Here is a 23,756-nt window from a genome sequence, read left to right on the forward strand (position 1 = left end):
CCTGGCCCATCTGTCTGCTCCCTGGGGAACAGATTGGGCAATTCATAGTCCTGCGGCTGCCAGCAGGCGTGTCGCGCGGTTCAGCGCATCGGACAGCTCCGCGGCTTGCCTGTCCTCGAGCTTGACGATCAGGCGGGCGAGATCGCGGTTCGTCGCCGCCTCGAGATCAGCCAGCGCGGCCTTGCCCCGCGTGGTCAGCGCAAGAACGGGCTGCCCGTTCTCCGGGCCATCGCGCATCTCGGCCAGGCCAATGACGGTGCATTTGCGAAGGACCCTCATGAGATAGGCAGGGGCGAGGTTGAGTTCGCCGGCCAACTCCGACGCCACTGGCGCGAGATCGAGATGAAACATGCGCGCCAGAAACCGGCTCGAGCGCCGACACGCCGAGGCTTGCGCCCGAGCTCGAACAGCACGCGGGCTTCGACCAGCGTGTAAGGACTCTGCATCAAGGTCTCATCGAGCAGCCCAACCAGGCCGGTATAGAACCGGTTGAAGCGACGAATCTCATGAACCAGGGCTTCGTGCGGCATGCTGACCTCCTTGGAGACATTGCATCCGATAATTCCCTCATTGGTTGACTGAGTCAATTATCCAATCAAGGGAACTGCTGCCTCAAACCGATTGCATTTCACCCCTCGTGCTCCAGATTGATGGAGACGATTCTGGAGCGGACGAATGCAGGGTGAGCAAAGAGCCGTTCGGGTGCGCATTTCCGGCAAGGTTCAAGGGGTGAGCTACCGTGTCTGGACGCGTGGCGAAGCCATGCGTCTCGGGCTTACAGGTTGGGTTCGCAACGAGCGCGACGGCTCGGTCACCGCGCTGATTGCCGGCGCCGATATCGCCGTCTCCACGATGATCGAACGCCTGTGGCAGGGACCGCGAGGCGCGCTCGTCTCGAAGGTCGAGATCGAGGAAACGGCCGACGACGCGCCGGTGGATTTCATGATCATCGTCTAGCCTCATCTCGCCTCCGCAACCCAGAAAGAGCGTATGTGGCATCTTGAAATTAATTGAACGTTCGTTTTATTAATGCTGCTGGAGGCGAACATGGCGCGCACCACAGGTTCCGACGGGGGAAAAACCGAAGCGGCCGTCCGCGAGGCGGCGGTCAGCCTGATCGCGCGCCTCGGCTACGAGGCGATGTCGATGCGGCAGCTGGCGGCGGAGGTCGGCGTGCAGGCGGCCGCGCTCTACCGTTACTTCCCGACCAAGGAAGACCTGCTGTTCACCTTGATGCGAGAGCATATGGAAGGTCTGCTCAAGGCTTGGGAAACGGCGCGACCGGCGAGAGCTGATCCGGTCACCCGGCTGGCCGCCTATGTCGAGAACCACATCGCCTTCCATATCGAGCGACGCCACGCCACCCATGTCTCCAATATGGAGTTGCGAAGCCTCTCGCATGAAAGACTGACGCAGGTCCTCAAGATGCGCACGGCCTATGAGAAGGAGCTGCGCGCGATCCTGCGCGACGGCGCCGAAACCGACGCTTTCGAGATCGACGATACGGGCCTGACAGCCATGGCGCTGATCCAGATGATGACCGGCGTCATCGTCTGGTTCCGGCCGGGCGAGCGGCTGTCGATCGCTGAAGTCACGGCATCATATCTTTCGATGACAATGCGCTTGGTCGGCGCGACAATCAGCCATGGCACCGCACGTCCTTCCGGGCGCGCCGGGGACGCCGTGGCACTCTGATACAGGCATGATCCCCGCGAAGACTGGGGCGTGCGCAGGGAGGAACGGCATGTACACGAATACGCTCAGTTTCGGACTTGATCCCGACATCGAAGCGCTGCGCGATACCGTGCGTCGCTTCGCGCAGGACAGGATCGCGCCGATCGCGGCGGAGATCGACCGCTCCAACGAGTTTCCCGCGCATCTCTGGGCCGAACTCGGCGCGCTCGGCCTGCTCGGCATCACCGCCGATCCGGATTTCGGCGGAACCGGCATGAACTATCTCGCGCATGTCGTGGCCATGGAGGAGATTTCGCGCGCATCGGCCTCGGTCGGCCTCTCCTACGGCGCGCACTCGAACCTCTGCGTGAACCAGATCAACCGCTGGGCCACTCCGGCGCAGAAGGAGAAGTACCTGCCTGCCCTTTGCGCGGGCGAAACGGTCGGCGCGCTGGCGATGTCGGAACCAGGCGCCGGCTCGGACGTGGTGTCGCTCAGGCTGCGCGCCGAAAAGCGCAACGACCGCTATGTGCTCAACGGCTCGAAAATGTGGATCACCAACGGCCCCGACGCCGGAACGATGGTGGTCTATGCCAAGACCGATCCGGAACGCCATTCGCGCGGCATCACCGCTTTCATCGTCGAAAAGGCGATGGCCGGCTTTTCAGTCGCGCAGAAGCTCGACAAGCTCGGCATGCGCGGCTCCAACACCGGCGAGCTCGTCTTCGAAAATGTCGAGGTGCCGTTCGAGAATGTGCTGCATGAGGAAGGGCGCGGCGTCGAGGTGCTGATGTCGGGGCTCGACTATGAACGCACCGTGCTTTCCGGAGGCCCGATCGGGCTGATGGCGGCCTGCCTCGACGTCGCTGTGCCTTACGTGCACGAGCGCAAGCAGTTCGGCCAGCCGATCGGGACGTTCCAGCTGGTGCAGGGCAAGCTCGCCGACATGTACTCGACCATGAACGCCGCGCGGGCCTATGTCTATGCGGTGGCGGCCGCCTGCGACCGCGGCGAGACCACGCGCAAGGACGCCGCCGGCTGCGTGCTCTTCGCGGCGGAGAAAGCGACGCAGATGGCGCTCGACGCGATCCAGCTTCTCGGCGGCAACGGCTATATCAACGACTACCCGACGGGACGGCTGCTGCGCGACGCCAAGCTCTATGAGATCGGCGCCGGCACCAGCGAGATCCGCCGCTGGCTGATCGGACGCGAGATCATGGCGGAGGGGGTTTAGTGAGCTCTGCTCGTCACCTTCGTCGAGCTTTCATCGACCCGCTTGCGCGCCGCCTCGGCGAGCGTGTCAGAAACCCACTGGTTGATCGATTTTCCATCGCTGGCCGCTGCTTTGCCAAGCAAGGCATGGATTTCCGGCGTGGTGCGGAGAGCGAGCTTGCCGGAATAGGGTTTTTGCGGATCGACGCCGCGCTCTTTGCAAAAGGCAAGATAGTCGTCGACGCTGTCGTGGAACGATTTCACCAGTTCCTCAGCCGTCTCGGCCTCAAAGGTAACGATGTCGCGAATGCCAAGGATGCGGCCATGGAAGACCATATCCTCGTCGTCGAACTCGATCGAACCGGCATATCCCTTGTAAAGCTTCATGGCCTTATTCCAACGTTCGTCAAAAATTCTCTGATATCCCTGACCGCCCACCGCTTGGTATCGGGCGACGGATGCGGCCGATGCAGGAACAGCGTTTGGCCGGATATTGTGAATCGGACCCGCGAACCACTGCCTTCCGAAACCTCAGCTCCAAGCTCGATCAGCAACGCCTCAACATCTTGCCACTTAATCGAGGGGCTGACCGGGTTCGCAAATATTTTGTCCAGTGTCAGCCGGTGCGCTGCTTTCATGGCTTTCGCCCTCCCCAATAGAATACCGTTGTGGTCAGCTCCTCTGGGGTTAGGGCGAGAGCCCCGGCGTGATACTAAAATATGATATCATTTGAGGTTCGTCAATGCCTGCCTTGACCTCCCAGATCTCCCCCTCCTCCGACACTTTCCGCGCCAATGCCGAGCGCATGCGCGCGCTCGTTGCCGACATCGCCGAGAAGGCGGCAAGCGTCGAGCGCGGCGGCTCCGATGAAGCCCGCGAACGCCACGTCTCGCGCGGCAAGCTTCTGCCGCGCGAGCGGCTGGCGCAACTGCTCGACGCCGGCTCGCCCTTCCTCGAGGTCGGCCAGTTCGCGGCATGGTCGATGTATGGCGAGGACATTCCGTCGGCCGGCATCATCACCGGCGTCGGCCGCGTCGAAGGCCGGGAAGTGATGGTCGTCGTCAATGACGCGACGGTGAAGGGCGGCACCTATTATCCGCTGACGGTGAAGAAGCATCTGAGGGCGCAGGAGATCGCGCTGCAGAACAACCTGCCTTGCGTCTATCTGGTCGACTCAGGCGGCGCCAACCTGCCCAACCAGGACGCGGTCTTCCCCGACCGCGAGCATTTCGGTCGCATCTTCTACAACCAGGCCAACATGTCGGCGGCCGGCATCCCGCAGATCGCCTGCGTGATGGGTTCCTGCACGGCGGGCGGCGCCTATGTACCGGCGATGTCGGACGAAACGATCATGGTGCGCAACCAGGCGACCATTTTTCTCGGCGGCCCGCCGCTGGTGAAGGCCGCCACCGGCGAGGATGTCAGCGCCGAGGAGCTTGGCGGCGGCGATGTGCACACAAGGCTTTCCGGCGTCGCCGACCACTACGCCATGGACGACGAACACGCCTTGGCGATTTGCCGGCGTATCATCAAGAACCTGAATCGCAACAAGGCCGTAAGCCTGAATTTGCAGAAGCCGATTCAACCGCTTTACGATCCGCAGGAACTCTACGGCATCGTGCCGACGGATCTGCGCCAGCCCTATGACGTGCGCGAGGTGATCGCGCGCCTCGTCGACGGTTCGGAGTTCGACGAGTTCAAGCAAAACTACGGCACGACTTTGGTCACCGGCTTCGCGCATCTGCACGGCATGCCGGTCGGCATCATCGGCAACAACGGCGTGCTGTTTTCCGAAAGCGCGCTCAAAGGCGCCCACTTCATCGAACTCTGCTGCCAGCGCGGCATTCCGCTGATCTTTTTGCAGAACATCACCGGCTTCATGGTCGGTCGAAAATACGAGGCCGGCGGCATCGCCAAGGACGGCGCCAAGCTGGTGATGGCGGTCGCCACCGCAAAAGTGCCAAAGCTCACAATCATCATCGGCGGCTCGTTCGGCGCCGGCAATTACGGCATGTGCGGCCGCGCCTATTCGCCCCGCTTCCTGTGGATGTGGCCCAACGCGCGCATCTCGGTGATGGGTGGCGAGCAGGCGGCCACCGTGCTTGCCATGGTCAAGCGCGAAGGCATCGAGCGCAAGGGCGGTGCGTGGAGCGCCGAGGAGGAGGCGAAGTTCAGGAAACCGATCCTGATGAAATACGAGCATGAGGGCCACCCGCTCTATTCCTCGGCCAGGCTCTGGGACGACGGCATCATCGATCCGGCCAAGACCCGCGACGTGCTGGCGCTCAGCCTCTCGGCCGCGCTCAATGCCGGCGTCGAGGAGACGAAGTTCGGCGTGTTCAGGATGTGACGATGAGCGGCATCGGCGACAGGGTCCGCATACACACCGGCGACATCACCAGGCTTTCGGTAGACGCCATTGTGAACGCCGCCAATTCCTCGCTGCTCGGCGGCGGCGGCGTCGACGGCGCCATCCATCGCGCGGCCGGGCCGGAACTGGTTGCCGAATGCCGCATGCTCAACGGCTGCAAGACCGGCGACGCCAAGCTGACCAAGGGCTATCGCCTGCCGGCGCGCTACATCATCCACACGGTCGGGCCGGTCTGGCAAGGCGGCGGCCAGGGCGAGGCCGAGATGCTCGCCTCCTGCTATCGGCGCTCGCTTGAAATCGCGCGTGACCATGATTGCCACACGATCGCCTTTCCGGCGATCTCGACCGGTATTTACCGCTTTCCGAAAGAGGAAGCGACCGGGATCGCCGTCGGCACTGTAAGCGACTTCCTGCGGAGAAGCACGGCGCCTGACGTCGTTACTTTCTGCTGCTTCGACGAGCATACGGCAGAATTATATCGGCGGACTATTGCCGCCCTGGGTCGGGATTGAACTTTATGAATGCAATCCTTCATTTTCTCACGAAAGTGCGAACTTGCAGATCGTGGCTGGCGACAGCCCGGAACATTCGCTATTTCTCATCCCGCATTATCCAATGGGGATGGGGAAAAAATGGAACTGAAATACACTCGGCGCGCGCCCGCTTCTATACTTCTGGCGTTGCTTATGCTCTCGGCGTCGACCGCGGCCATCGCCGGTTCCCTGGCGGGCAGCGTGGGCGACAAACGTTTCCCGCCACCTTTGTCGATGAATCCCAAGGACCAATGCACCAGCGCCTACAGGTCCTACGTCGCGGCGAGCGGCCATTCGGCTTATGCTACGACTTTCTATACGCGCGTGGTGGACCTCTATGTCGTCTGCGGCAAGGCGCTCAACGCGCCGTCCCAGAAGGCCGCGGAAGATGTCGCGCTGCGCAACTGCCAGGGCGGCCTGAAGAGGTGGCGGCTCAACACGGCGAGCGGCGGCTGCGCCATCGCGGCGTCGAAATAGGCAGACGCCTGCAGGACTGGCGCCGCCCAAGACAAAACCGGGAGGCTCCATGTTCGGCAAGATCCTGATCGCCAATCGCGGCGAGATCGCCTGTCGCGTCATCCGCACAGCCCGCAAGCTCGGCGTTCGCACCGTCGCCGTCTATTCGGATGCGGATGCCCGCGCCCTGCATGTCGACATGGCAGACGAGGCAGTGCATATCGGCCTCTCGCCCGTCGGGGAAAGCTATCTGCGCGGCGACAGGATCGTCGCGGCGGCGCTTGCCACGGGTGCCGAAGCCATCCATCCCGGCTACGGCTTCCTGTCGGAAAACCCCGATTTCGTCGACCAGGTGACGGCGGCGGGCCTCGTCTTCATCGGCCCATCTGCCGCCTCGATCCGCGCCATGGGATTGAAGGACGCCGCCAAGCGGCTGATGGAAGCGGCCGGTGTACCTGTTGTGCCCGGCTATCATGGCGAGGCGCAGGAGATCGTGCTGCTTGCTTCCAAGGCGCGCGAGATCGGCTACCCCGTCCTGATCAAGGCGCGCGCCGGCGGCGGCGGCAAGGGCATGCGTCGCGTCGACCACCCCGACGATTTCTCCGAAGCGCTGTCAGGCGCGCGACGCGAAGCGAAAGCGGCGTTCGGCGACGACCGTGTGCTGGTGGAAAAGTACGTCGACAAGCCGCGCCATATCGAGTGCCAAGTGTTCGGCGACAATTTCGGCAATGCCGTGCATCTTTTCGAACGCGACTGCTCGGCGCAGCGCCGCCACCAGAAGGTGATCGAAGAGGCGCCCGCCCCGGGCATGACACCGGCGCTGCGCAAGGCGATGACGGAGGCGGCCGTGAAGGCCGCCAAGGCGATCAATTATTCGGGCGCCGGCACGATCGAGTTCATCGTCGATGCCTCGCAGGGCCTCAAGGCCGACCGCTTCTGGTTCATGGAGATGAACACGCGGCTGCAGGTCGAGCACCCCGTCACCGAGATGGTCACCGGCGTCGACCTCGTCGAATGGCAGCTTCGCGTGGCATCCGGCGAAAAACTGCCGAAAACGCAAGGCGAGATCGCGCTTACCGGCCATGCTTTCGAGGCGCGCCTCTATGCCGAGGACGCCGCCAAGGGCTTCCTGCCGGCGACCGGCACGCTGCATCATCTCAAATTCCCCTACGCGGCGCCGGAGGGCGCTCAGATGCGCATCGAGACCGGCGTGCGCGCCGGCGATGCGATCTCGCCTTTCTACGACCCGATGATCGCCAAGCTGGTGGTACACGGCAAGGACCGGGCCACGGCGCTCGGCGCGCTGCGCGATGCCCTCAGCCGGACCGAAGTGGCCGGCTCGACCGTCAACACCGCCTTCCTGGCGGCGCTCACCGCCGACGCCGATTTCGCGGCCGGCGACGTCGACACCGGTCTGATCGGCCGGCATCAGCAGGCGCTCACCGCCATTCCCGCGCCTGGCGACGAGACGATTGCGGCCGCGGCGCTTGCCGCGACGGACGCCGGCGCGCCGGGTCCAGCCGCCGACCCATGGTCCACGCTTTCAGGCTATGCGCATTTCCACACGCTCGCGCGCCGCATCCGCCTGCGCCATGGCGAGGAGACCATCCTGGCCAGGGTTTCGGCACGGCCGGACGGTCGCTTCCAGGTGGCGCTGGAGGCGCCGCACGACGCGGTGAACATGCATGATCTGAGGACCATGCCGCATGCCGCGCGCTGGCCGGGCCACGTCACCGTCTTCGAGGGTGCGGTCGGCTATACGTTCGCGGTCCCCGATCCGCTCGCCAAGGCAGACGAGGCGGGAGCCGCCGCAGGCAACTTGCGCGCGCCGATGCCGGGGCTGGTCAAGCTGGTGCGCGCCGCGGCGGGCGATGCCGTGATCAAGGGCCAACCGCTTCTGATCCTCGAGGCGATGAAGATGGAGCACACGATCGCCGCCCCGCATGACGGCGTGATCGCCGAGATCGCCGCCGAGGGCGCGCAGGTCAGCGACGGCACGGTGCTGGTGCGCTTCGCGGAGGACGGCCAGGGCTGAGCGCTCATTCGGTTGTCTCGTTAACGAGACAAAATAGAGAGGTATGGCGGGCCGGCGCCCCCCCTCGCCTGCACGTCAATGCCACAGCAGAAACGAAAATGGCCGGGACAAGCCCCGGCCATTTCCTCGATTGCAGAACCGAATTACGGCTGGATCGGCGCGTATTTGCCGTCGTGCCACTGGTTGATGTCGTAGCTGGCGTTCTTCAGGTCGCCCTTCTCGTCGAAGATGACGTCGCCGACCACGGTGCTGATCGGCTTGCCGTCCTTGAGCGCCTCGGCGACCTTGGCCGGATCGTCGCTGCCGGCGCGCTTGACGCCCTCGGCCACGGCCTGGATCACGGCGTAGGAGAACAGCGTGAAGCCTTCAGGCGTGAAGCCGCCGGCCTTGATCTTGGCGACCGCATCCTTCGCTTCAGGCTTTGCCTGCGGATCCGACGGGAAGACGAACATGGTGCCTTCGCCGGCCGGGCCGGCAACCTGCCAGAATTCCGGCGAGGCGATCGAGTCCGGCATGATCAGCTGGAACTTGACGTTCTGCTCGGCCGCCTGGCGCAGGATCAAGCCCGCCTCCGGGTGATAGCCGCCGAAATAGACGACGTCGGCCTTGAGTTCCTTCAGCTTGGTGACGAGAGCCGAATAGTCCTTCTCGCCGGCATTGATGCCTTCATAGTCGACTTCCTTGAGGCCACCGGCATTCATCGTCGCCTTGACCGCATCGGCAACGCCCTGGCCGTAGGCGCTCTTGTCGTGCAGGACGACAACGTTCTTGCCGGCGTATTTCTTGGCGATCCACGGGCCGATGAAGGCGCCCTGCGCGTCGTCACGCGTGTAAAGGCGCATGATGGTCGGCCAGCCGGCCTTGGCCGCGGCATCGGTCAGCACCGGGTTGGACGAGGCCGGGCTCATCATCAGCGTGCCGGCTTCGGCATAGACGGCCGAGGCCGGAATGCTCGAGCCCGAGCAGGCATGGCCGTCGACGAACTTGACGCCGTTGGCGACGATGCGGTTGGCGACCGAAACCGCCTGCTTCGGATCGCACTGGTCGTCCTCGATGTCGAGCTTGATCTGGGAGCCGTTGATGCCGCCGGCCGCGTTGATGGCGTCGGCGGCAGCCTGCGCGCCCTGCTTGAACTGGTCACCGATGGTGGCGAGCTGGCCGGTCATCGGGCCGACCACCGAAATGGTGATGTCGTCGGCGAAGGCAACCGGGGCGCTCATCATCAGGCCAAATGCGGCCGCGCTCAAAATACCCAATTTTTTCATGACTATAAGAACTCCTCCACTTACGCGCGGCCGTCCGGCCGGCGCTTCTTCACAGAGCCGGGACAATTTCACCCTTCGCTGAAACTGTCGAGAGGACAATTCAGAAGGTTTTGGTTCATTCCGGTGAGGATTTCTTGGGCCACGCGGCTGATTACCAAGCGTAATGCAAAAAGCCGCGCCGACCTTGTTTCGGTCGGTCGCGGCTTTTGCAGTCGAGCTCCCCGGACGCCCCCGTGCCTGAAACCCGCTCGCTTCCCTGTTTCTAGTGGACCATGATCTTATCCGAAAATCGGACTCCAGTTTTCGGGATCATGGTCGGCACGGCTTGAGGTTCGTTGGCCTGCCGCGTTCTTGGTCTTGTCTAATGGCCGTCTTGTTGCGGCGTTGTCCCCTGAACCCTTCGGACTGATCCCCCAGGATCAGTGCATCGTCATCCATTCGCGCGCTTCGCGCAGCGCCCGGGCGATCTCGGGCTTCGACATCGAGGACGACAATTCCGAGCGCAGTTCGGCGGCGCGGGCCGAGCCCTTGATCGCGGCGATGTTGAACCATTTGTGGGCGGCGACGACGTCGGTCTCGCAATCGCGGCCGGTCGCATACATCATGCCCAGTTCGAAAAGAATGTCGGCCTGGGCGGTTGCCCCCATGGCGCCGAAGCCGTCTTCAAGCATTTCAAAGCGTGCCATTTCAATCCCCTGTCTGGCTCCCGAGAGCTGCCTCCTTTTCCCCCGGTGTCCCTCGGGGCGAGCCGCTCTTTCGATGCTTTCGAGGATGACGGCTGGCCTTGAATCCGTCGTTAAATGGCGTGCTTAATTTGAGGAAAACAAAGCTAAAACAAGAGGTAAACGCGAAAAACCGTTAAGCATGGGAATCCAGCGTTTCAGCCCTTTTGCATCAAATTCGATGAAAATTGCCGCGAGCGGAATCAAGACTTCGCTAACCACGGAAACCGAAGCGTTTTTCCAGTCGCGTTTATTTTCAGCCGCACGAGTGGCGAAAATCCTTGCAACCTTCCCTGGCGGCACCGCTTTTGTTTTGGCGGGAGCTGGATTAGCTTTACCTTTGCGTAAGGGGCAGACGGGCGGATCGGAGCCCACCGCAACCCCATAGGGAGGAGGACAAGATGTTTCGAAAGATGAGCCTGGCCCTGGCGGCCACCTTGATCATGGCGGGTGCCGCCTGGGCCGACCCGATCGAAGGCAGTTGGAAGACGCAATCCGGCGAGACGGCGACGATCGGCGGCGGCGGCTCGTTTTCCATCACGCTCAAGACCGGCAAATATGCCGGCAAGACGATCGGCTCGCTGAAGGCGGCCGGCGACAACAAATATGCCGGCAACATCACCGACCCGGCGAATGACAAGACCTATTCCGGCAAGGCGACCCTTACAGGAACCACGCTCAAGATGAGCGGTTGCGTGCTCGGCGGCCTGATCTGCAAGAGCCAGACCTGGCACAAGCTCTGATCGCCACATTCCGGATCGTCCAAACGGGGCCAAAGCGGCCCCGTTTCTTTTTGGAGCGACAGCGCTCTCCCCGGACGCGCTGTGGCACCGGCGCCCGTTCAAACTCTCGTCAATCAATTTGAACCGCAGATGAATACCGGTCTCAGAACCGGTTCAGAGGCATTCCGGCATTCTCTCCCGCATTGAAGGAGAGAGAAATGCTTGCCCGTCGCTTCACCATCGTCTGCCTGCTGATGAGCCTGTTCGGTATGTTCTTCGCCATCCTGGTGGCGGAGGCCGGCCATTCGACCCGCTCGTGGGAACGGCCGACGGCTTCATTTCCGGCGCCGTGAACCAAGTGAAGCGCTGAAACGACAAAGCCAAGAAGCAACCAAGCTGAATTTCGGGACACCACCAAAATGAACCGCATCACCGCCACCGCAACGAATATCCTCAGGCTGCTGCCGCGGGCGACGCTCATCCTGATGCTGCTCGCCGCCCCGGTGCTGGCGGTGCCGATGATGCGCGCCAATACGGGCAACACGATTGAGGCGCCGGCGCACAAGAACACCAGCGTGGGCTTTGTGTTGCTGATCAGCCTGCAGCGCGGGTAAGGTATGCCGATATTCAGGTGATGCCGGCCTGCAAACGGCGGCTTCCTGCGCTTCCGGTGCTCACGTACTTCAAGTACGCTCCGCTCCGGTACTCGGGAGCCACCATTTTCGACTCGGCCTGACCTGAATCTCAACACACCTTGAATCTGAGCGACAAAAAATCTCGACTTGGATTGCCGTTCCCCCCGCCTCCCCCTCCCAACGGCTCTTCCAAATCTCTATATTGAGCCATGGAAAAGCGAATCTACCCCCAAGCCATCGAATCCGTCGTCATGCCGGAGCCCTTCGGCAAGCAGAGCTTCCACGACGCCAGAAAGGCCGTCGCGGCGTTGCAGGCGCTCTACGACCGCAACACCAAATTCCTGCGCGATTCCTTCGCCGCGCTTGCCGCGGGAGGCGATGAGAGCAAGCGCTACCGGGCCTTCTATCCGCAGATCGGCGTCACCACGACCTCGTTCAGCCAGGTCGACTCGCGCCAGGCCTATGGCCATATGCCGACGCCCGGGCATTTCGCCACCACCATCACCCAGCCGCAACTGTTCGAGAACTACCTCGTCGAGCAGCTTCGGCTCATCATGCGCAATCACGGCGTGCAGGTAACCGTTTCGGAGTCGACCACGCCGATCCCGCTGCATTTCGCCTTCCTCGAAGGCACCTATGTCGACGGCGCGGCCGCCGAGCGCATCAAGCGGCCGATCCGGGACCTGTTCGACGTGCCGGATCTCGACGGCACCGACGACCAGATCGCCAACGGCACGTTCGAGGTGGCGTTCGGCGAGCCAAGGCCTTTGGCGCCGTTCACCGCTCAACGCATCGACTACTCGCTGCACCGCATGACGCATTACACGGCGACCAGCCCGCAGCATTTCCAGAATTTCGTGCTGTTCACCAACTACCAGTTCTATATCGACGAGTTCGTCGCGCGGGCCCGCGAATTGATGGCCGCCGGCGACAGCGGCTATGTCGAGTTCGTGGAACCCGGCAACGTCGTGACCCAGAACGGGGCAACGGTTCCGGAAGGCACGCCGCCGCAGCGCCTGCCGCAGATGCCGGCCTATCACCTGAAGAAACCCGGCCATGGCGGCATCACCATGGTCAATATCGGCGTCGGCCCTTCCAACGCCAAGACGATCACCGACCATATCGCGGTGCTGAGGCCGCATGCCTGGGTCATGCTCGGCCATTGCGCGGGCCTGCGCAACACACAGGCGCTGGGCGACTATGTGCTGGCGCATGCCTATGTGCGCGAGGACCATGTGCTGGACGACGACCTGCCCGTCTGGGTGCCGATCCCGCCGCTGGCGGAAATCCAGGTGGCGCTGCAGGAAGCGGTCGCCGAAGTCACCGGCCTTTCCGGCTACGACCTCAAGCGCATCATGCGCACGGGCACCGTCGCCACCATCGACAACCGCAACTGGGAACTGCGCGACCAGCGCGGACCGGTGCAGCGCCTGTCGCAGTCGCGCGCCATCGCGCTCGACATGGAATCGGCCACCATCGCCGCCAACGGCTTCCGCTTCCGCGTGCCCTACGGGACGCTTTTGTGCGTCTCCGACAAGCCGCTGCACGGCGAATTGAAGCTGCCCGGCATGGCGACCGAGTTCTACAAGCGGCAGGTGGCGCAGCATCTCACCATCGGCATCAGGGCGATGGAGAAGCTGGCCGAGATGCCGATGGAGCGGCTGCATTCGCGCAAGCTCAGAAGCTTTTCGGAGACGGCGTTCCAGTAGCCGCGCGCCAGCGAGGCAACCGGTCGTCTTGCTTGGGCCCCAATTTGGCCGATAAGCGGTCCGAACGGTTGACCTGGAGCAATTTCAGGAAAAGTGCGAAGCGGTTTTCCGTCAGAACAAGAGAAAGGGTATTTCGGCGTTTTTCATGAAACGGTGAAATGCCCTGGCGGTCGGAGCAAATGACAACGGGCGGTGCGCGCTTGGGCATGGTGGCTCAGCTGACATTCCTGGCGATGATGGCATGTTCGGCCGCGCTGCTGGCCGGGTTCTTCGGCACGCTGCATCCGGCTCTCGATTCCTTCTCGCATTTCCGCATGCATCTGAGCCTGCTTGCGGCCTTGCTCGCGCTGGCGCTGCTTGCCGGTCCCTACCGGCTGCAGGCCGTTGCGGCACTGATCTTCGCCATCGCCTGCTTCGCCACGACGACGAGCGCGCTGCCCAGATTGTCGACGCAGCAGGCGATCGCAAAGCCCGCCGACCGGATCACCTACAGCCTGCTGCAGATGAACCTGCGCTTCAACAACCCGACGCCGAAGAAGGTGCTGTCGCTGATCGGCCGGACCAATCCCGACGTCATCACGCTCGACGAAGTGTCCGGCATGTGGGCGAAGGAGCTCGGCTATATTGCGGGCGCCTACCCCTATCGCATCCTTTGCGACTATCCCAACGGCATATTCGGCGTCGCGCTGCTCTCGCGCCGTCCCTTCGCCGCAGGCACCGCGCCACGCTGCGAGCCGCGCGGGGCGATGGCGACCGCCACGATCGATTTCAACGGCGCTCCGGTCAACGTCGCCGCGATCCATCTGAGCTGGCCGTGGCCGAAGGAGCAGTACTGGCAGATCGGCGAACTGGCAGAGCCGCTGGCCGGGCTCGGCGAGACCGCCATCATGGCCGGCGACTGCAACGCCGTGCCGTGGAGCGCGGCGGTGCGGCGGGTGGCGCGGCTCAGCGGCATGACGCTGATGCCGTCGGCCGGCCCGACCTGGATCCACCGCACGCTGCCTGATTTCCTGCGCCGCTATGCGGGCCTGCCGATCGACCAGGTGTTCAGCAAGGGCGGGGTGACGATCCTGTCGTCGGCCCGGATGGAGGATACCGGCTCCGATCATCTGCCGGTGCTGGTCGAATTCACGCTGCCGACCGACAGCAACGCGCCCGAGGACGAGCATAAATCGGCGCTGGCGGCGAATGACGCGCCGGACAAGCCGCGAGGCTGACGCTCCCGCCTGGCAGGCAAACTGACTGGAGTTCAGTTCTTGCCCATCAACGCATTGACCAGCCGGTCGACGTGGCCGCCGTCGCGGTGCTCGCGCGCGTCGAAGGCGTTCTGTTTGGCTTCATATTGCGCGTAGACGGCGTCGATCCGGCGCCTGGCCTCGCGATGGGTGGCGGTGCAGAACCAATTGTCGGCCAGCTCAAGGCCGGCGATAGACTTATCGGTGGCGCGCATCATGGCCTTGGCGATGCGACCGTGGTGGTACTCGTGAGCGTGGACGCCGGCAAGGAAGCGCCGCCAGCGCCGCTCGAGCCTGGATGTCGGCGGCGAAGCAAGGCGAGGAAAAGTGTAGGTGAGTTCCATCGTTCCGCCGGCGCTCCGCAATCGACAGACGCCGGCGGCGCGATCCACGTTCAGGTTCCAGTTCACGACGTAACTGGTGTCGGCGATGGCGCGGGTCATGAAGCCGTGCTTGGGCCCTTTGCGGTCCATCGCTTCGACCAGCCCAGCGCCCGTCGTGCCGGCGATGTCATAGCTGCGCGTCGTGACCAGCACCTTGGTGCCGGCCAGGGCCTCTGGGGCGATGCCGCACAGGCCGCCAAGCATGACGAGGCATGTAAGAACCGCCAGCCGCATTGTCATTTGCTCCCTATCCGCAGGGAAGGGAACTATAAGCCGGGCGCAATTTCAAGCTTGAGCGCTTGAACGCCGTTAACGGGCCGGTCGGAACCGCGGGATGGTTGCCGAACGGCGGTCGAGGTGCCCGGCCGGCGGCCGGATCACATACCCTGATAGACTGGTCCCTCACCACCCTGCGGCGGCACCCAGTTGATGTTCTGGTTCGGATCCTTGATGTCGCAGGTCTTGCAGTGCACGCAGTTCTGCGCGTTGATGACGAAACGCACGTCCTTGGCCGATGGGTCGGCGGCGGCGTTGCCGTCCTTGTCCACCCATTCGTAGACGCCGGCCGGGCAGTAGCGGGTCGATGGACCGGCAAAGACGTCGTGCTCGGAACGCTGCTGCAGCGCCATGTCGCCGACGATCAGGTGGGTCGGCTCGTTTTCCTCATGGTTGGTGTTGGAGAGGAATACCGAGGAAAGCCGGTCGAAGGTCAGCACGCCATCCGGCTTCGGATAGGCGATCTTCTGATGCTTGGAGGCCGGCTCGAGCGCCGCATAGTCGGCCTTGCCGTGCTTCAGCGTGCCGAAGGGCGAGAAGCCGAACAGCGTGTTCAGCCACATATCGAGACCGCCAATGCCGACGCCGACGATGGTGCCGAAGCGCGACCAGAGCGGCTTGACGTTGCGCACCTTCTTCAGGTCCTTGCCGATGTCGGTGCCGCGCCAGGCGTCTTCGTAGGAAGCAAGCTCGTCATTGGCACGGCCGCCGGCGATCGCCTCGGCCACATGCTCGGCCGCCAGCATGCCGGAGAGCACCGCATTGTGCGAACCCTTGATGCGCGGCACGTTGACGAAGCCGGCAGCGCAACCCATCAGCACGCCGCCCGGGAAGGAAAGCTTCGGCACCGACTGCCAGCCGCCTTCTGTGATGGCGCGCGCGCCATAGCCGATGCGCTTGGCGCCCTCGAAGGTGCCGGCGATCGCCGGATGGGTCTTGAAGCGCTGGAACTCCTCGAAGGGCGAAAGATAGGGGTTCTTGTAGTTCAGGTGGACGACGAAGCCGACCGCCACCTGGTTGTCCTCGAGATGGTAGAGGAACGAGCCGCCGCCGGTCTTCATGTCGAGCGGCCAGCCGAAGGAATGCTGAACGAGACCCGGCTTGTGGTTCTCGGGCTTGACCTGCCAGAGCTCCTTGAGGCCGATGCCGAACTTGCCGGGCTCGCGGCCGTCGGCAAGCTGGTACTTGGCGATGAGCTGCTTGGCCAAGGAACCGCGCGCGCCCTCGCCGATCAGCACATATTTGCCCATCAGCGCCATGCCAGGCGCGTAGGCCGGGCCATGCGAGCCATCCTTCTCGACGCCCATGTCGCCGGTGATGACGCCGGTGACGGCGCCGGCGTCGTTGTAGACGAGGCTTGCGGCGGCGAAGCCCGGATAGATCTCGACGCCCAGCGCCTCGGCCTTGATCGCCAGCCAGCGGCAGACATTGCCGAGCGAGACGATGTAATTGCCGTGATTGTTCATCAGCGGCGGCATCAGGAAATTGGGCAGGCGGAACGAGCCGGCCGGCCCCAGCACCAGGAAATGATCCGCCGTGACCGGCGTCTTGAATGGATGATCGCCCTCCTCGCGCCAGCCAGGCAGCAGCCGGTCGATGCCGATCGGATCGACGACGGCACCGGAAAGGATGTGCGCGCCGACCTCGCCACCCTTCTCCAGCACGACGACGGAAAGCTCGGGGTTGAGCTGCTTCAGACGGATCGCTGCGGCGAGGCCGGCGGGACCCGCGCCGACGATCACCACGTCGAATTCCATGCTCTCGCGTTCGATTTCGCTCATCGGCCCCTCACTGGCTCGCCATGTTTTCGCATTCTGCTGGCTCACGCGCTGCATAGCGCATCAATTCGCGACGCGAAACCGGCGCTGACGTGACAACACCGATTTCGACAAAAAGTCGCGGGTCTTGCATGCCAAACGGGCGATGGCACGGCTCAAGCCAAGCATAGGCCAGCGCCAATCGGTTGGCAGGCCAGGCCGCGCCCGCATGTTTTTAATTGTTCGACGGCTTGGTTATCGGCAATACTTCACGCCATGCGCAGTCCAGAGCCGCCCGGCTTTCCATCGAAGCGCTTACTCTTCACGCCCGGCCTGGCCTGGCGCGCGGTTCTTCCGCTCCTCTTTTTGACCCTGCCGGCGGAGGCCGACCCGGTGAAGGTCTGGGCGACCGGCGCCTATTCCTTCTCCGACGAGCTGGGTGGCTTCCGTATCACCGCCGTGTCCGGCATCGGTACCAAGGAAGACCCGTTGGTCATCAAGGAAGAGCTGAACACGGCGACACCGGTGACGCTGACCATCCGCGCGACCAAGCCGATCGAACCCTTCGGCAAGGCCGGCGAAGTCGCCAATGGCGTGATGTATATGCGCATCGACGTGCTGAACAACAGCGCGCTGCCCTGGGTGGAGTTCCAGTTCGAGCTGCAGGAGATCCTCGACCAGCCAAGCGTGTTCGGCGACGGCCTTTCCTTCGACCAGCGCAACAAGACACCCGACAACATCTGGTCGAGCAATTTCGCCGATTTCGACCGGCGGTTCGAACCGTATGATCAATTGCTGTTCAAGAACGGCAAGGTCGACCCGCTGAAGACGGCGACCTTCGATTTCCTGATCACCGACTACACACCGCGCTGGACATTTTACATCGTGCAGGATCCGCGCATACCCACCGGGTGAAGTACGGCCGGTATCCAAGGCGGACCTGGCAACTTGCAAATCGGCGCCGCGCGGACGATGGTGGCGCCATGACTACCGCCTCCCCCAGCACACCCGCCGAGATCGCCGAGCTGCTCGCCTTCTATGCCAGCGCCGGCGTCGACGAGGCACTTGAAGACGCCCCGATCAATCGGTTTGCCGAAGCGGCGGCGAGGTCGGCGGAACGCAGGCCTGCCGAGCGCGGTCCTGCCGGGCGCAGTCCCGCCGAGCGCGTGGTGGCCGCGCCGCACCGCGAAGAGAGCCGCCCGGCACCCGAGCAGGCTCCCGAACGCGCCGAGAGGCCCAACCCGCCAGCGCCGCCATCCGGCATCGATGCGAGCAACATTCCGGACGCACCCGCGCGGGTGCCGGCGGCCGCCGCCGTTCCCGACGAGGCGCAGGCTGCCGCCGCGCGCCAGCTTGCAGCGCGCGCGACGACGCTCGACGAGCTGCGCCAGCATATGGCCGCCTTCGATGGCTGCAATCTCAAATTCACCGCCAAGAACCTGGTCTTCGCCGATGGCAACCCGAACGCCGACCTGATGCTGGTCGGCGAGGCGCCGGGCCGCGACGAGGACCTCGAAGGCCTGCCTTTCGTCGGCCGCTCCGGCCGGCTGCTCGACCGCATGCTGGCGGCGATCGGCCTCGACCGCAACTCGGCCTATATCGCCAACGTCATTCCCTGGCGGCCGCCGGGCAACCGCACGCCGACGCCGCACGAGACCGAAATCTGCCGGCCCTTCATCGAAAGGCAGATCGAGCTGGTCAATCCCAAGGTGCTGGTCAATCTCGGCGGCCCGTCGGCCAAGACGCTGCTCAACACAACGGAAGGCATCCTGCGCCTGCGCGGCAACTGGCGTGCGCACACAACGGCGTCGGGCATAGCCATTCCGGCCATGCCGACGCTGCACCCGGCGTATCTCTTGAGGACGCCGGCGCACAAGAAGCTGGCCTGGCGTGATTTTCTCGAGGTGAAGGCGAAGCTGCGGGCGTTGGTGTGAGCGCCCTTCCCTTCTCCCCCTTGTGGGAGAAGGGGGAGCTATGACCTTCCAGGTAATTGAATTGCGCCGCTCGCCGCCCTACTCATTCCCCAATGGCCACATCCGAACCCTCCGCAGGCCGCCTCATCCGCGAATGGCGCACGCGCCGCCGCATGAGTCAGCTCGACCTCGCCATGGAGGCCGAAATCTCGCAGCGGCATCTCTCCTTCGTCGAGAGCGGCCGCGCCCAGCCGTCGCGTGACATGGTGCTGCATCTGGCCGAGCAACTGTCGATCCCGCTCAGGCAACGCAACCAGCTTCTGCTTGCCGCCGGTTTCGCGCCGAGCTTCAGCGAGAAGCCCTTGAACGACAAAACGCTGGCGCCGGCGATGGCCGCGGTCGGGACCGTGCTCAAGGGACACGAACCCTTTCCGGCGCTGGCGGTCGACCGGCATTGGAACCTCGTTTCCGCCAATACCGCGATCGCCCCGTTCCTCGCCGATATTTCCGAAGCGTCGCTGCTTACGCCGCCGGTCAATGTGCTGCGGCTCAGCCTCCATCCTGGCGGCGTCGCGCCGCGCATCGTCAATCTGGCGGAGTGGCGGGCTCATCTTCTCGAACGGCTGAAACAGCAGAACGACGCGGCCGGCGATCCGGTGCTGATCGAGCTGGAGCGCGAGCTGCGCGCCTATCCGTCCGGACTAAAGAGCAGCCGGCCGGCGCCGGTCGAGCCGAGCGGCATCGTGCATCCGCTGCGGCTCGCGCATGGCGACCAAGTGCTGTCCTTCATCAGCACGATCACCGTGTTCGGCACGCCCCTCGACGTTACGCTGTCGGAGCTGGCGATCGAATCCTTTTTCCCAGCCGACGAGTCGACACGCGCGGTGCTGGTGCGGCTGGCAAAGGAGCGGGCGACCGCTTCGTAAGCCTTCACCCCTGCGGCGGCGTCGCCGTTCTGGTGCGCGTGCGCTCGAGACCCAGTTGACGCTCGCGCCATATGATGAAGATGCCGGCGGCGACCACGATCATGCCGCCGATCAGCGTGCTCAACGACGTCACGTCGCCGAAGACGAAATAGCCGACGACGACGCCAAGGATCATCGAGGTGTATTCGAAGGGCGCCACGACCGAGGCCTCGGCATGGCGATAGGCTGCCGTCATCAGGATCTGGCCGAGTCCGCCGCAGAAGCCCGCGACGACAAGCAGCGCTGCCTGCATCGGCGTCAGCACCTGCCAGCCGAAGGGCAGCGTGAAGAGCGACAGCACCGAAGCCGTCGAGGAGAACCACAGCACGATGGTCGCCGTCTTCTCCGTCTGCACGAGATTGCGCACCAGAAGCATGGCGACGGCTGAGATCGCAGCGGCGATCAGCGCGGCCATGACGCCCAGCACCTCCTGGTCGTCAAGGCCTTCGTCGGAATTGAGCAGCGTCAGTTCGGGCCAGGAGATGATCAGCACGCCGGCAAGGCCGACGGCAACCGCGCTCCAGCGATAGACACGGATCGTCTCGCCGAGGAAGATCGAGGAGAACACGACGACCAGCAGCGGCTGGGCGTAGTTCAGCGTGATCGCCTCCGGCAGCGGCAACCGGGTCAGCGCGAAGAAGCCGAGCCCCATGGCGCCGACGCCGACCAGGCCGCGCGCGATGTGATTGAACGGCCGCTTCGTCGTGAATGCCGTGGCAAGCTCTCCCTTGAAGGCGAGGAACGCAATGATCGGGAAGATCGCGAAGAAAGAGCGGAAGAAGACGATCTGCCCGGCGGGCACGTCGCCGGCCGCCTTGATGCAGGTCTGCATGCCGACGAAGACCGTCACCGAGACGATCTTCAGCGTGATGCCGCGCAGCGTGTTGTGGCCGACGGCATGATCGACGGTCATCTTGCCTCGTAAGGACGGTCTGAAAACGAAGCCGCCAAATAGCCCAAGAGCAATTCCAGGAAAAGTGTGTAACCGGAATTGCGAAACACATCCTATCCCGCAGTTTTGTCGCGTGGCCGTTTCGTGTAAAGAGCACGCACCTCAAAAATCTCGGACCAGCCAGGCTGGTTTTCCGCCCGAAACCGACAGGAAAAGCCCAAGGAATGCGCACAGATACCGGCCATGTCTTCAAGCTCGAAGACTATCGCCCCAGCGACTATCTCATCCCCGCGACCAGCCTGGACTTCCGCCTGTCGCCGGACGCGACCCATGTCACCGCGCTGCTTACCATCGAACGGCGCGAGGGCGTTGTCGCCTCGGCGCCGCTGGTGCTCGACGGCGACGGGTTGACGCTGCTTGGCCTCGCCATCGATGGGCAGGCCCTCCCAGCCGGCGACTATGAGGCGACGCCGGACCGGCTGACGATCCTGAAGCCGCCGGTGGCACAGCGCTTCGAGCTTCGCCTGGAGACCGAGATCGCGCCTTCGCGCAACGAGGCGCTGATGGGCCTCTACCGCTCCAGCAACGTCTATTGCACGCAATGCGAGGCCGAAGGCTTTCGCCGGATCACCTATTTCCTCGACCGGCCCGACATCCTGTCGGTCTACACCGTGCGCATCGAGGCTCCGCACAACGATGCGCCGTTGCTGCTCTCCAACGGCAATCCCGTCGAACGCGGCGCCCTCGCCAATGGCCGGCACTACACGGTGTGGCACGACCCCTTCCCCAAACCTTCCTACCTCTTCGCGCTGGTGGCGGGCGCGCTCGGTAAGGTGGCGGGCAGCTTCACCACCATGTCCGGCCGCGAGGTCGAGCTCGGCATCTATGTCGAGCCCGGCAAGGAGCGGCTTGCCGGCTATGCGATGGATGCGCTGAAACGCTCGATGAAATGGGACGAGGAAGCCTTCGGCCGCGAATACGACCTCTACGTCTTCAACATCGTCGCCGTGTCCGACTTCAACATGGGGGCGATGGAGAATAAGGGCCTCAACGTCTTCAACGACAAGTATGTGCTGGCCGACGAGGAGACCGCGACAGATGCCGACTTCGCCAATATCGAGGCGATCATCGCGCACGAGTATTTCCACAATTGGACTGGCAACAGAATCACTTGCCGCGACTGGTTCCAGCTCTGCCTGAAGGAAGGCCTGACCGTTTACCGCGACCACGAATTCTCCGCCGACCAGCGCTCGCGGGCGGTGAAGCGCATCGCCGAAGTGCGCACGCTGCGCGCGCATCAGTTCCCGGAAGACCAGGGGCCGCTGGCGCATCCGGTCAGGCCGCGCCGCTACCGCGAGATCAACAACTTCTACACAGCGACCGTCTACGAGAAGGGCTCGGAAGTGGTGCGCATGATCCGCACCATCCTCGGGCCGGAGACTTTCCGCGCCGGCATGGATCTCTATTTCGAGCGGCATGACGGCGAGGCGGCGACGATCGAGGATTTCCTCAAAGTGTTCGAGGACGTCTCGGGCCGCGACCTGGCGCAATTCGCGCTCTGGTATCACCAGGCCGGCACGCCGAACCTGACGGTGAGCTCCACGCACAACGCGGCGGCCAGGGAGTTCACGCTGGAGATCGAGCAGTCGGTGCCGCCGACGCCGTCGGAAAGCCGCAAGCGGCTGATGCATATTCCCCTTGCGTTCGGGCTCGTCGGCGCCGGTGGCAAGCCCGTCACCTGGACGGCCGTCGAGGGCGCAACTGTGGATGACGGCGTCATCCATATCCGCAAGCGCCGGCACACGGTGCGTTTTTCGGGCGTTTCGGAACGGCCTTCGGTGTCGCTCAACCGCGGTTTCTCGGCGCCGATCACGCTTTCGGTGCAGCAGAAACCGGAAGACCAGTTCTTCCTGGCGGCGCATGACAGCGACGCCTTCTCACGCTGGCAGGCGTTCAACACGCTTTTGACCGACGCGCTGATCGCCGCCTTCCGCCAGCTCCTCGGCGGCAAGCAGCCGGCCTTCACGGCAAAGCTCGCCGAACTCGCCGGCAGGATCGCCGGCGACGGGACGCTGGAGCCGGCCTACCGGGCGCTGGCGCTATCGCTGCCCGGCGAAGCCGACATTGCCCGCGACATCGGCAAGGGCATCGACCCCGACGCCATCTTCGCCGCGCGCGAGGCGCTGGCGCGGACGATCGGCGAGGCAAACCGCGAGGCCTTCGGGGCGCTCTACGAAAGGCTTGCCGACAAGGGTCCGTTCAGCCCGGACGCGGCGAGCGCAGGACGGCGCGCGCTACGCAATATCCTGCTCGACTATCTGTCGCTGCTGCCGGGCGGCGCCGCCCTCGCCGCGCGGCACTTCGATGCCGCCACCAACATGACCGACCGCGCCGCTGCGCTCGCCGTGCTGGCGCATCGCCATTCAGGCACGGCCGAGGCCAAAGAGGCGCTGGCCGCCTTCGAGGCCCGCTATCGCGGCGACGCGCTGGTGCTCGACAAATGGTTCCAGATCCAGGCCGGCGTGCCGGGCGCGAACACGGTCGAGAAGGTGCGCGAGCTCATGCGGCATCCGGCCTTCTCGATCGCCAACCCGAACCGCGTGCGTTCGCTGATCGGCACCTTCTCCAGCGCCAACCAGACCGGATTCCACCGCGCCGACGGCGAAGGCTACCGTTTCTTCGCCGAGACGGTGCTGGAGGTAGAAAAGCGCAACCCGCAAGTGGCGGCAAGGCTGGCGACCGCGCTACGGTCCTGGCGCGCGCTGGAGCCCGGACGGCAGGCCAAGGCCAAGCAGGCGCTGCTCGATATGGCGAAGGTTGAGAACCTGTCGGCCGATTTGCGCGATATCGTGGAGCGGACGCTGGCGTAGCACTCTTTCCTTCTCCCCTTGTGGGAGAAGGTGGATCGGCGCGCAGCGCCGAGACGGATGAGCGACTATCTGAGGTGTCAAGTTGCATTTGCGAACTCGATGCGCGCGTCGCGTGCTTTTGCATTGAGAAT

26 protein-coding genes are annotated in these 23,756 nt (G+C 64.0%); 16 read left to right on the forward strand and 10 right to left on the reverse strand.

Annotated elements, in window-relative coordinates; genetic code table 11:
- Nucleotides 1–42: 42 nt before the first annotated feature.
- Complete coding sequence (locus LB572_RS24560; protein ID WP_224669541.1) at nucleotides 43–315, reverse strand: hypothetical protein; 273 nt, start codon at nucleotides 313–315, stop codon at nucleotides 43–45.
- Nucleotides 276–530: a hypothetical protein gene (locus LB572_RS24565; RefSeq protein WP_224669542.1), complete on the reverse strand. Its 255-nt coding sequence runs from the start codon at nucleotides 528–530 to the stop codon at nucleotides 276–278. The genes LB572_RS24560 and LB572_RS24565 overlap by 40 nt, the downstream gene beginning before the upstream one ends.
- A 145-nt stretch (nucleotides 531–675) precedes the next feature.
- Between LB572_RS24565 and LB572_RS24570 the strand changes: the two genes are divergently transcribed.
- From LB572_RS24570 to LB572_RS24580, 3 genes are all read left to right on the forward strand, one after another.
- On the forward strand, nucleotides 676–957 hold the full coding sequence (locus tag LB572_RS24570) for an acylphosphatase (RefSeq protein WP_224669543.1): 282 nt from the start codon (nucleotides 676–678) through the stop codon (nucleotides 955–957).
- 90 nt (nucleotides 958–1,047) lie between these two features.
- Nucleotides 1,048–1,695, forward strand: coding sequence for a TetR/AcrR family transcriptional regulator (locus LB572_RS24575; RefSeq protein WP_224669544.1), 648 nt, complete (start codon nucleotides 1,048–1,050; stop codon nucleotides 1,693–1,695).
- Nucleotides 1,696–1,744: 49 nt separating this feature from the next.
- Nucleotides 1,745–2,908, forward strand: coding sequence for an isovaleryl-CoA dehydrogenase (locus LB572_RS24580; protein WP_140807564.1), 1,164 nt, complete (start codon nucleotides 1,745–1,747; stop codon nucleotides 2,906–2,908).
- Here LB572_RS24580 and LB572_RS24585 read toward each other — a convergent pair.
- Nucleotides 2,905–3,324 carry a type II toxin-antitoxin system HicB family antitoxin gene (locus LB572_RS24585; RefSeq protein ID WP_318014062.1) on the reverse strand — a complete coding sequence of 140 codons (420 nt, stop codon included), beginning with the start codon at nucleotides 3,322–3,324 and terminating at the stop codon, nucleotides 2,905–2,907. The two genes, LB572_RS24580 and LB572_RS24585, sit on opposite strands and share 4 nt — an antisense overlap.
- A complete protein-coding gene (locus tag LB572_RS24590; RefSeq protein ID WP_224669545.1) occupies nucleotides 3,270–3,524 on the reverse strand; it encodes a type II toxin-antitoxin system HicA family toxin in 255 nt (84 codons plus the stop codon). Before LB572_RS24590 ends, LB572_RS24585 begins: the two co-directional genes overlap by 55 nt.
- Before the next feature lie 104 nt (nucleotides 3,525–3,628).
- On the opposite strand from LB572_RS24590, the gene LB572_RS24595 reads away from it, so the two are divergent.
- The 4 genes from LB572_RS24595 (at nucleotide 3,629) to LB572_RS24610 (ending at nucleotide 8,281) form a co-directional block, all read left to right on the forward strand.
- Nucleotides 3,629–5,236, forward strand: a complete 1,608-nt coding sequence (locus LB572_RS24595; protein ID WP_224669546.1) for a carboxyl transferase domain-containing protein — start codon at nucleotides 3,629–3,631, stop codon at nucleotides 5,234–5,236.
- 2 nt (nucleotides 5,237–5,238) lie between these two features.
- Nucleotides 5,239–5,769: an O-acetyl-ADP-ribose deacetylase gene (locus LB572_RS24600; RefSeq protein WP_224669547.1), complete on the forward strand. Its 531-nt coding sequence runs from the start codon at nucleotides 5,239–5,241 to the stop codon at nucleotides 5,767–5,769.
- A 120-nt stretch (nucleotides 5,770–5,889) separates the two neighbouring features.
- A complete protein-coding gene (locus LB572_RS24605) occupies nucleotides 5,890–6,267 on the forward strand; it encodes a hypothetical protein (protein ID WP_140807569.1) in 378 nt (125 codons plus the stop codon).
- Between the two features lie 49 nt (nucleotides 6,268–6,316).
- Nucleotides 6,317–8,281, forward strand: coding sequence for an acetyl/propionyl/methylcrotonyl-CoA carboxylase subunit alpha (locus tag LB572_RS24610; RefSeq protein ID WP_224669548.1), 1,965 nt, complete (start codon nucleotides 6,317–6,319; stop codon nucleotides 8,279–8,281).
- Between the two features lie 143 nt (nucleotides 8,282–8,424).
- Here the strand turns inward: LB572_RS24610 and LB572_RS24615 are convergent, their stop codons facing one another.
- The 3 genes from LB572_RS24615 to LB572_RS24625 all read right to left on the reverse strand — a co-directional run bounded on the left by LB572_RS24615 (nucleotide 8,425) and on the right by LB572_RS24625 (nucleotide 10,643).
- On the reverse strand, nucleotides 8,425–9,546 hold the full coding sequence (locus LB572_RS24615; protein WP_140807571.1) for an ABC transporter substrate-binding protein: 1,122 nt from the start codon (nucleotides 9,544–9,546) through the stop codon (nucleotides 8,425–8,427).
- Nucleotides 9,547–9,965: 419 nt separating this feature from the next.
- The gene (locus tag LB572_RS24620) at nucleotides 9,966–10,232 is read right to left on the reverse strand and encodes a sel1 repeat family protein (protein WP_140807572.1); all 267 of its coding nucleotides are present in this window, start codon (nucleotides 10,230–10,232) and stop codon (nucleotides 9,966–9,968) included.
- A gap of 123 nt (nucleotides 10,233–10,355) precedes the next feature.
- Nucleotides 10,356–10,643: a hypothetical protein gene (locus LB572_RS24625; RefSeq protein WP_140807573.1), complete on the reverse strand. Its 288-nt coding sequence runs from the start codon at nucleotides 10,641–10,643 to the stop codon at nucleotides 10,356–10,358.
- 26 nt (nucleotides 10,644–10,669) lie between these two features.
- Between LB572_RS24625 and LB572_RS24630 the strand changes: the two genes are divergently transcribed.
- The 5 genes from LB572_RS24630 to LB572_RS24645 all read left to right on the forward strand — a co-directional run bounded on the left by LB572_RS24630 (nucleotide 10,670) and on the right by LB572_RS24645 (nucleotide 14,551).
- Nucleotides 10,670–11,011 carry a DUF2147 domain-containing protein gene (locus LB572_RS24630; RefSeq protein ID WP_140807574.1) on the forward strand — a complete coding sequence of 114 codons (342 nt, stop codon included), beginning with the start codon at nucleotides 10,670–10,672 and terminating at the stop codon, nucleotides 11,009–11,011.
- Nucleotides 11,012–11,208: 197 nt separating this feature from the next.
- Nucleotides 11,209–11,343, forward strand: a complete 135-nt coding sequence (locus LB572_RS34510) for a hypothetical protein (protein WP_263498299.1) — start codon at nucleotides 11,209–11,211, stop codon at nucleotides 11,341–11,343.
- Nucleotides 11,344–11,409: 66 nt separating this feature from the next.
- Complete coding sequence (locus LB572_RS24635) at nucleotides 11,410–11,604, forward strand: hypothetical protein (protein WP_224669549.1); 195 nt, start codon at nucleotides 11,410–11,412, stop codon at nucleotides 11,602–11,604.
- A 272-nt stretch (nucleotides 11,605–11,876) separates the two neighbouring features.
- Nucleotides 11,877–13,334, forward strand: a complete 1,458-nt coding sequence (locus tag LB572_RS24640) for an AMP nucleosidase (RefSeq protein ID WP_224669559.1) — start codon at nucleotides 11,877–11,879, stop codon at nucleotides 13,332–13,334.
- A gap of 179 nt (nucleotides 13,335–13,513) precedes the next feature.
- Nucleotides 13,514–14,551: an endonuclease/exonuclease/phosphatase family protein gene (locus tag LB572_RS24645; RefSeq protein ID WP_224669550.1), complete on the forward strand. Its 1,038-nt coding sequence runs from the start codon at nucleotides 13,514–13,516 to the stop codon at nucleotides 14,549–14,551.
- A 32-nt stretch (nucleotides 14,552–14,583) separates the two neighbouring features.
- Here LB572_RS24645 and LB572_RS24650 read toward each other — a convergent pair whose 3' ends face one another.
- Both LB572_RS24650 and LB572_RS24655 read right to left on the reverse strand, forming a co-directional pair.
- Nucleotides 14,584–15,186: a DUF922 domain-containing protein gene (locus tag LB572_RS24650; RefSeq protein WP_224669551.1), complete on the reverse strand. Its 603-nt coding sequence runs from the start codon at nucleotides 15,184–15,186 to the stop codon at nucleotides 14,584–14,586.
- A gap of 143 nt (nucleotides 15,187–15,329) precedes the next feature.
- Nucleotides 15,330–17,009 (reverse strand): electron transfer flavoprotein-ubiquinone oxidoreductase, encoded by a 1,680-nt coding sequence (locus LB572_RS24655; RefSeq protein ID WP_224669552.1) that lies wholly within the window; start codon nucleotides 17,007–17,009, stop codon nucleotides 15,330–15,332.
- A 252-nt stretch (nucleotides 17,010–17,261) separates the two neighbouring features.
- Between LB572_RS24655 and LB572_RS24660 the strand changes: the two genes are divergently transcribed.
- The 3 genes from LB572_RS24660 to LB572_RS24670 all read left to right on the forward strand — a co-directional run bounded on the left by LB572_RS24660 (nucleotide 17,262) and on the right by LB572_RS24670 (nucleotide 19,824).
- Complete coding sequence (locus LB572_RS24660) at nucleotides 17,262–17,900, forward strand: hypothetical protein (protein WP_224669553.1); 639 nt, start codon at nucleotides 17,262–17,264, stop codon at nucleotides 17,898–17,900.
- Nucleotides 17,901–17,968: 68 nt separating this feature from the next.
- On the forward strand, nucleotides 17,969–18,919 hold the full coding sequence (locus LB572_RS24665) for a uracil-DNA glycosylase (protein ID WP_224669554.1): 951 nt from the start codon (nucleotides 17,969–17,971) through the stop codon (nucleotides 18,917–18,919).
- 92 nt (nucleotides 18,920–19,011) lie between these two features.
- Nucleotides 19,012–19,824, forward strand: a complete 813-nt coding sequence (locus LB572_RS24670) for a helix-turn-helix domain-containing protein (protein WP_224669555.1) — start codon at nucleotides 19,012–19,014, stop codon at nucleotides 19,822–19,824.
- A gap of 4 nt (nucleotides 19,825–19,828) precedes the next feature.
- Here LB572_RS24670 and LB572_RS24675 read toward each other — a convergent pair whose 3' ends face one another.
- Nucleotides 19,829–20,776, reverse strand: coding sequence for a DMT family transporter (locus LB572_RS24675; protein WP_224669556.1), 948 nt, complete (start codon nucleotides 20,774–20,776; stop codon nucleotides 19,829–19,831).
- 203 nt (nucleotides 20,777–20,979) lie between these two features.
- Between LB572_RS24675 and pepN the strand changes: the two genes are divergently transcribed.
- Nucleotides 20,980–23,625 (forward strand): aminopeptidase N, encoded by a 2,646-nt coding sequence (gene pepN, locus LB572_RS24680; RefSeq protein ID WP_224669557.1) that lies wholly within the window; start codon nucleotides 20,980–20,982, stop codon nucleotides 23,623–23,625.
- Nucleotides 23,626–23,756: the final 131 nt, after the last annotated feature.

The sequence above is a fragment of the Mesorhizobium sp. BH1-1-5 genome (assembly GCF_020165615.1).
Lineage (GTDB): Bacteria > Pseudomonadota > Alphaproteobacteria > Rhizobiales > Rhizobiaceae > Mesorhizobium.

Bases quoted from the DNA above. Each gene is read 5' to 3' on its own strand.
- LB572_RS24650 (WP_224669551.1), bottom strand. From the start codon at position 15,186: ATGCGGCTGGCGGTTCTTACATGCCTCGTCATGCTTGGCGGCCTGTGC.
- LB572_RS24590 (WP_224669545.1), bottom strand. From the start codon at position 3,524: ATGAAAGCAGCGCACCGGCTGACACTGGACAAAATATTTGCGAACCCG.
- LB572_RS24635 (WP_224669549.1), top strand. From the start codon at position 11,410: ATGAACCGCATCACCGCCACCGCAACGAATATCCTCAGGCTGCTGCCG.
- LB572_RS24630 (WP_140807574.1), top strand. From the start codon at position 10,670: ATGTTTCGAAAGATGAGCCTGGCCCTGGCGGCCACCTTGATCATGGCG.
- LB572_RS24600 (WP_224669547.1), top strand. From the start codon at position 5,239: ATGAGCGGCATCGGCGACAGGGTCCGCATACACACCGGCGACATCACC.
- LB572_RS24660 (WP_224669553.1), top strand. From the start codon at position 17,262: ATGCGCAGTCCAGAGCCGCCCGGCTTTCCATCGAAGCGCTTACTCTTC.
- LB572_RS24575 (WP_224669544.1), top strand. From the start codon at position 1,048: ATGGCGCGCACCACAGGTTCCGACGGGGGAAAAACCGAAGCGGCCGTC.
- LB572_RS24670 (WP_224669555.1), top strand. From the start codon at position 19,012: ATGGCCACATCCGAACCCTCCGCAGGCCGCCTCATCCGCGAATGGCGC.
- LB572_RS24610 (WP_224669548.1), top strand. From the start codon at position 6,317: ATGTTCGGCAAGATCCTGATCGCCAATCGCGGCGAGATCGCCTGTCGC.
- LB572_RS24615 (WP_140807571.1), bottom strand. From the start codon at position 9,546: ATGAAAAAATTGGGTATTTTGAGCGCGGCCGCATTTGGCCTGATGATG.
- LB572_RS24570 (WP_224669543.1), top strand. From the start codon at position 676: ATGCAGGGTGAGCAAAGAGCCGTTCGGGTGCGCATTTCCGGCAAGGTT.
- LB572_RS24665 (WP_224669554.1), top strand. From the start codon at position 17,969: ATGACTACCGCCTCCCCCAGCACACCCGCCGAGATCGCCGAGCTGCTC.
- LB572_RS24620 (WP_140807572.1), bottom strand. From the start codon at position 10,232: ATGGCACGCTTTGAAATGCTTGAAGACGGCTTCGGCGCCATGGGGGCA.
- LB572_RS24645 (WP_224669550.1), top strand. From the start codon at position 13,514: ATGACAACGGGCGGTGCGCGCTTGGGCATGGTGGCTCAGCTGACATTC.
- LB572_RS24580 (WP_140807564.1), top strand. From the start codon at position 1,745: ATGTACACGAATACGCTCAGTTTCGGACTTGATCCCGACATCGAAGCG.
- LB572_RS24640 (WP_224669559.1), top strand. From the start codon at position 11,877: ATGCCGGAGCCCTTCGGCAAGCAGAGCTTCCACGACGCCAGAAAGGCC.
- LB572_RS24605 (WP_140807569.1), top strand. From the start codon at position 5,890: ATGGAACTGAAATACACTCGGCGCGCGCCCGCTTCTATACTTCTGGCG.
- LB572_RS24675 (WP_224669556.1), bottom strand. From the start codon at position 20,776: ATGACCGTCGATCATGCCGTCGGCCACAACACGCTGCGCGGCATCACG.
- LB572_RS24565 (WP_224669542.1), bottom strand. From the start codon at position 530: ATGCCGCACGAAGCCCTGGTTCATGAGATTCGTCGCTTCAACCGGTTC.
- LB572_RS34510 (WP_263498299.1), top strand. From the start codon at position 11,209: ATGCTTGCCCGTCGCTTCACCATCGTCTGCCTGCTGATGAGCCTGTTC.
- LB572_RS24655 (WP_224669552.1), bottom strand. From the start codon at position 17,009: ATGAGCGAAATCGAACGCGAGAGCATGGAATTCGACGTGGTGATCGTC.
- LB572_RS24595 (WP_224669546.1), top strand. From the start codon at position 3,629: ATGCCTGCCTTGACCTCCCAGATCTCCCCCTCCTCCGACACTTTCCGC.
- pepN (WP_224669557.1), top strand. From the start codon at position 20,980: ATGCGCACAGATACCGGCCATGTCTTCAAGCTCGAAGACTATCGCCCC.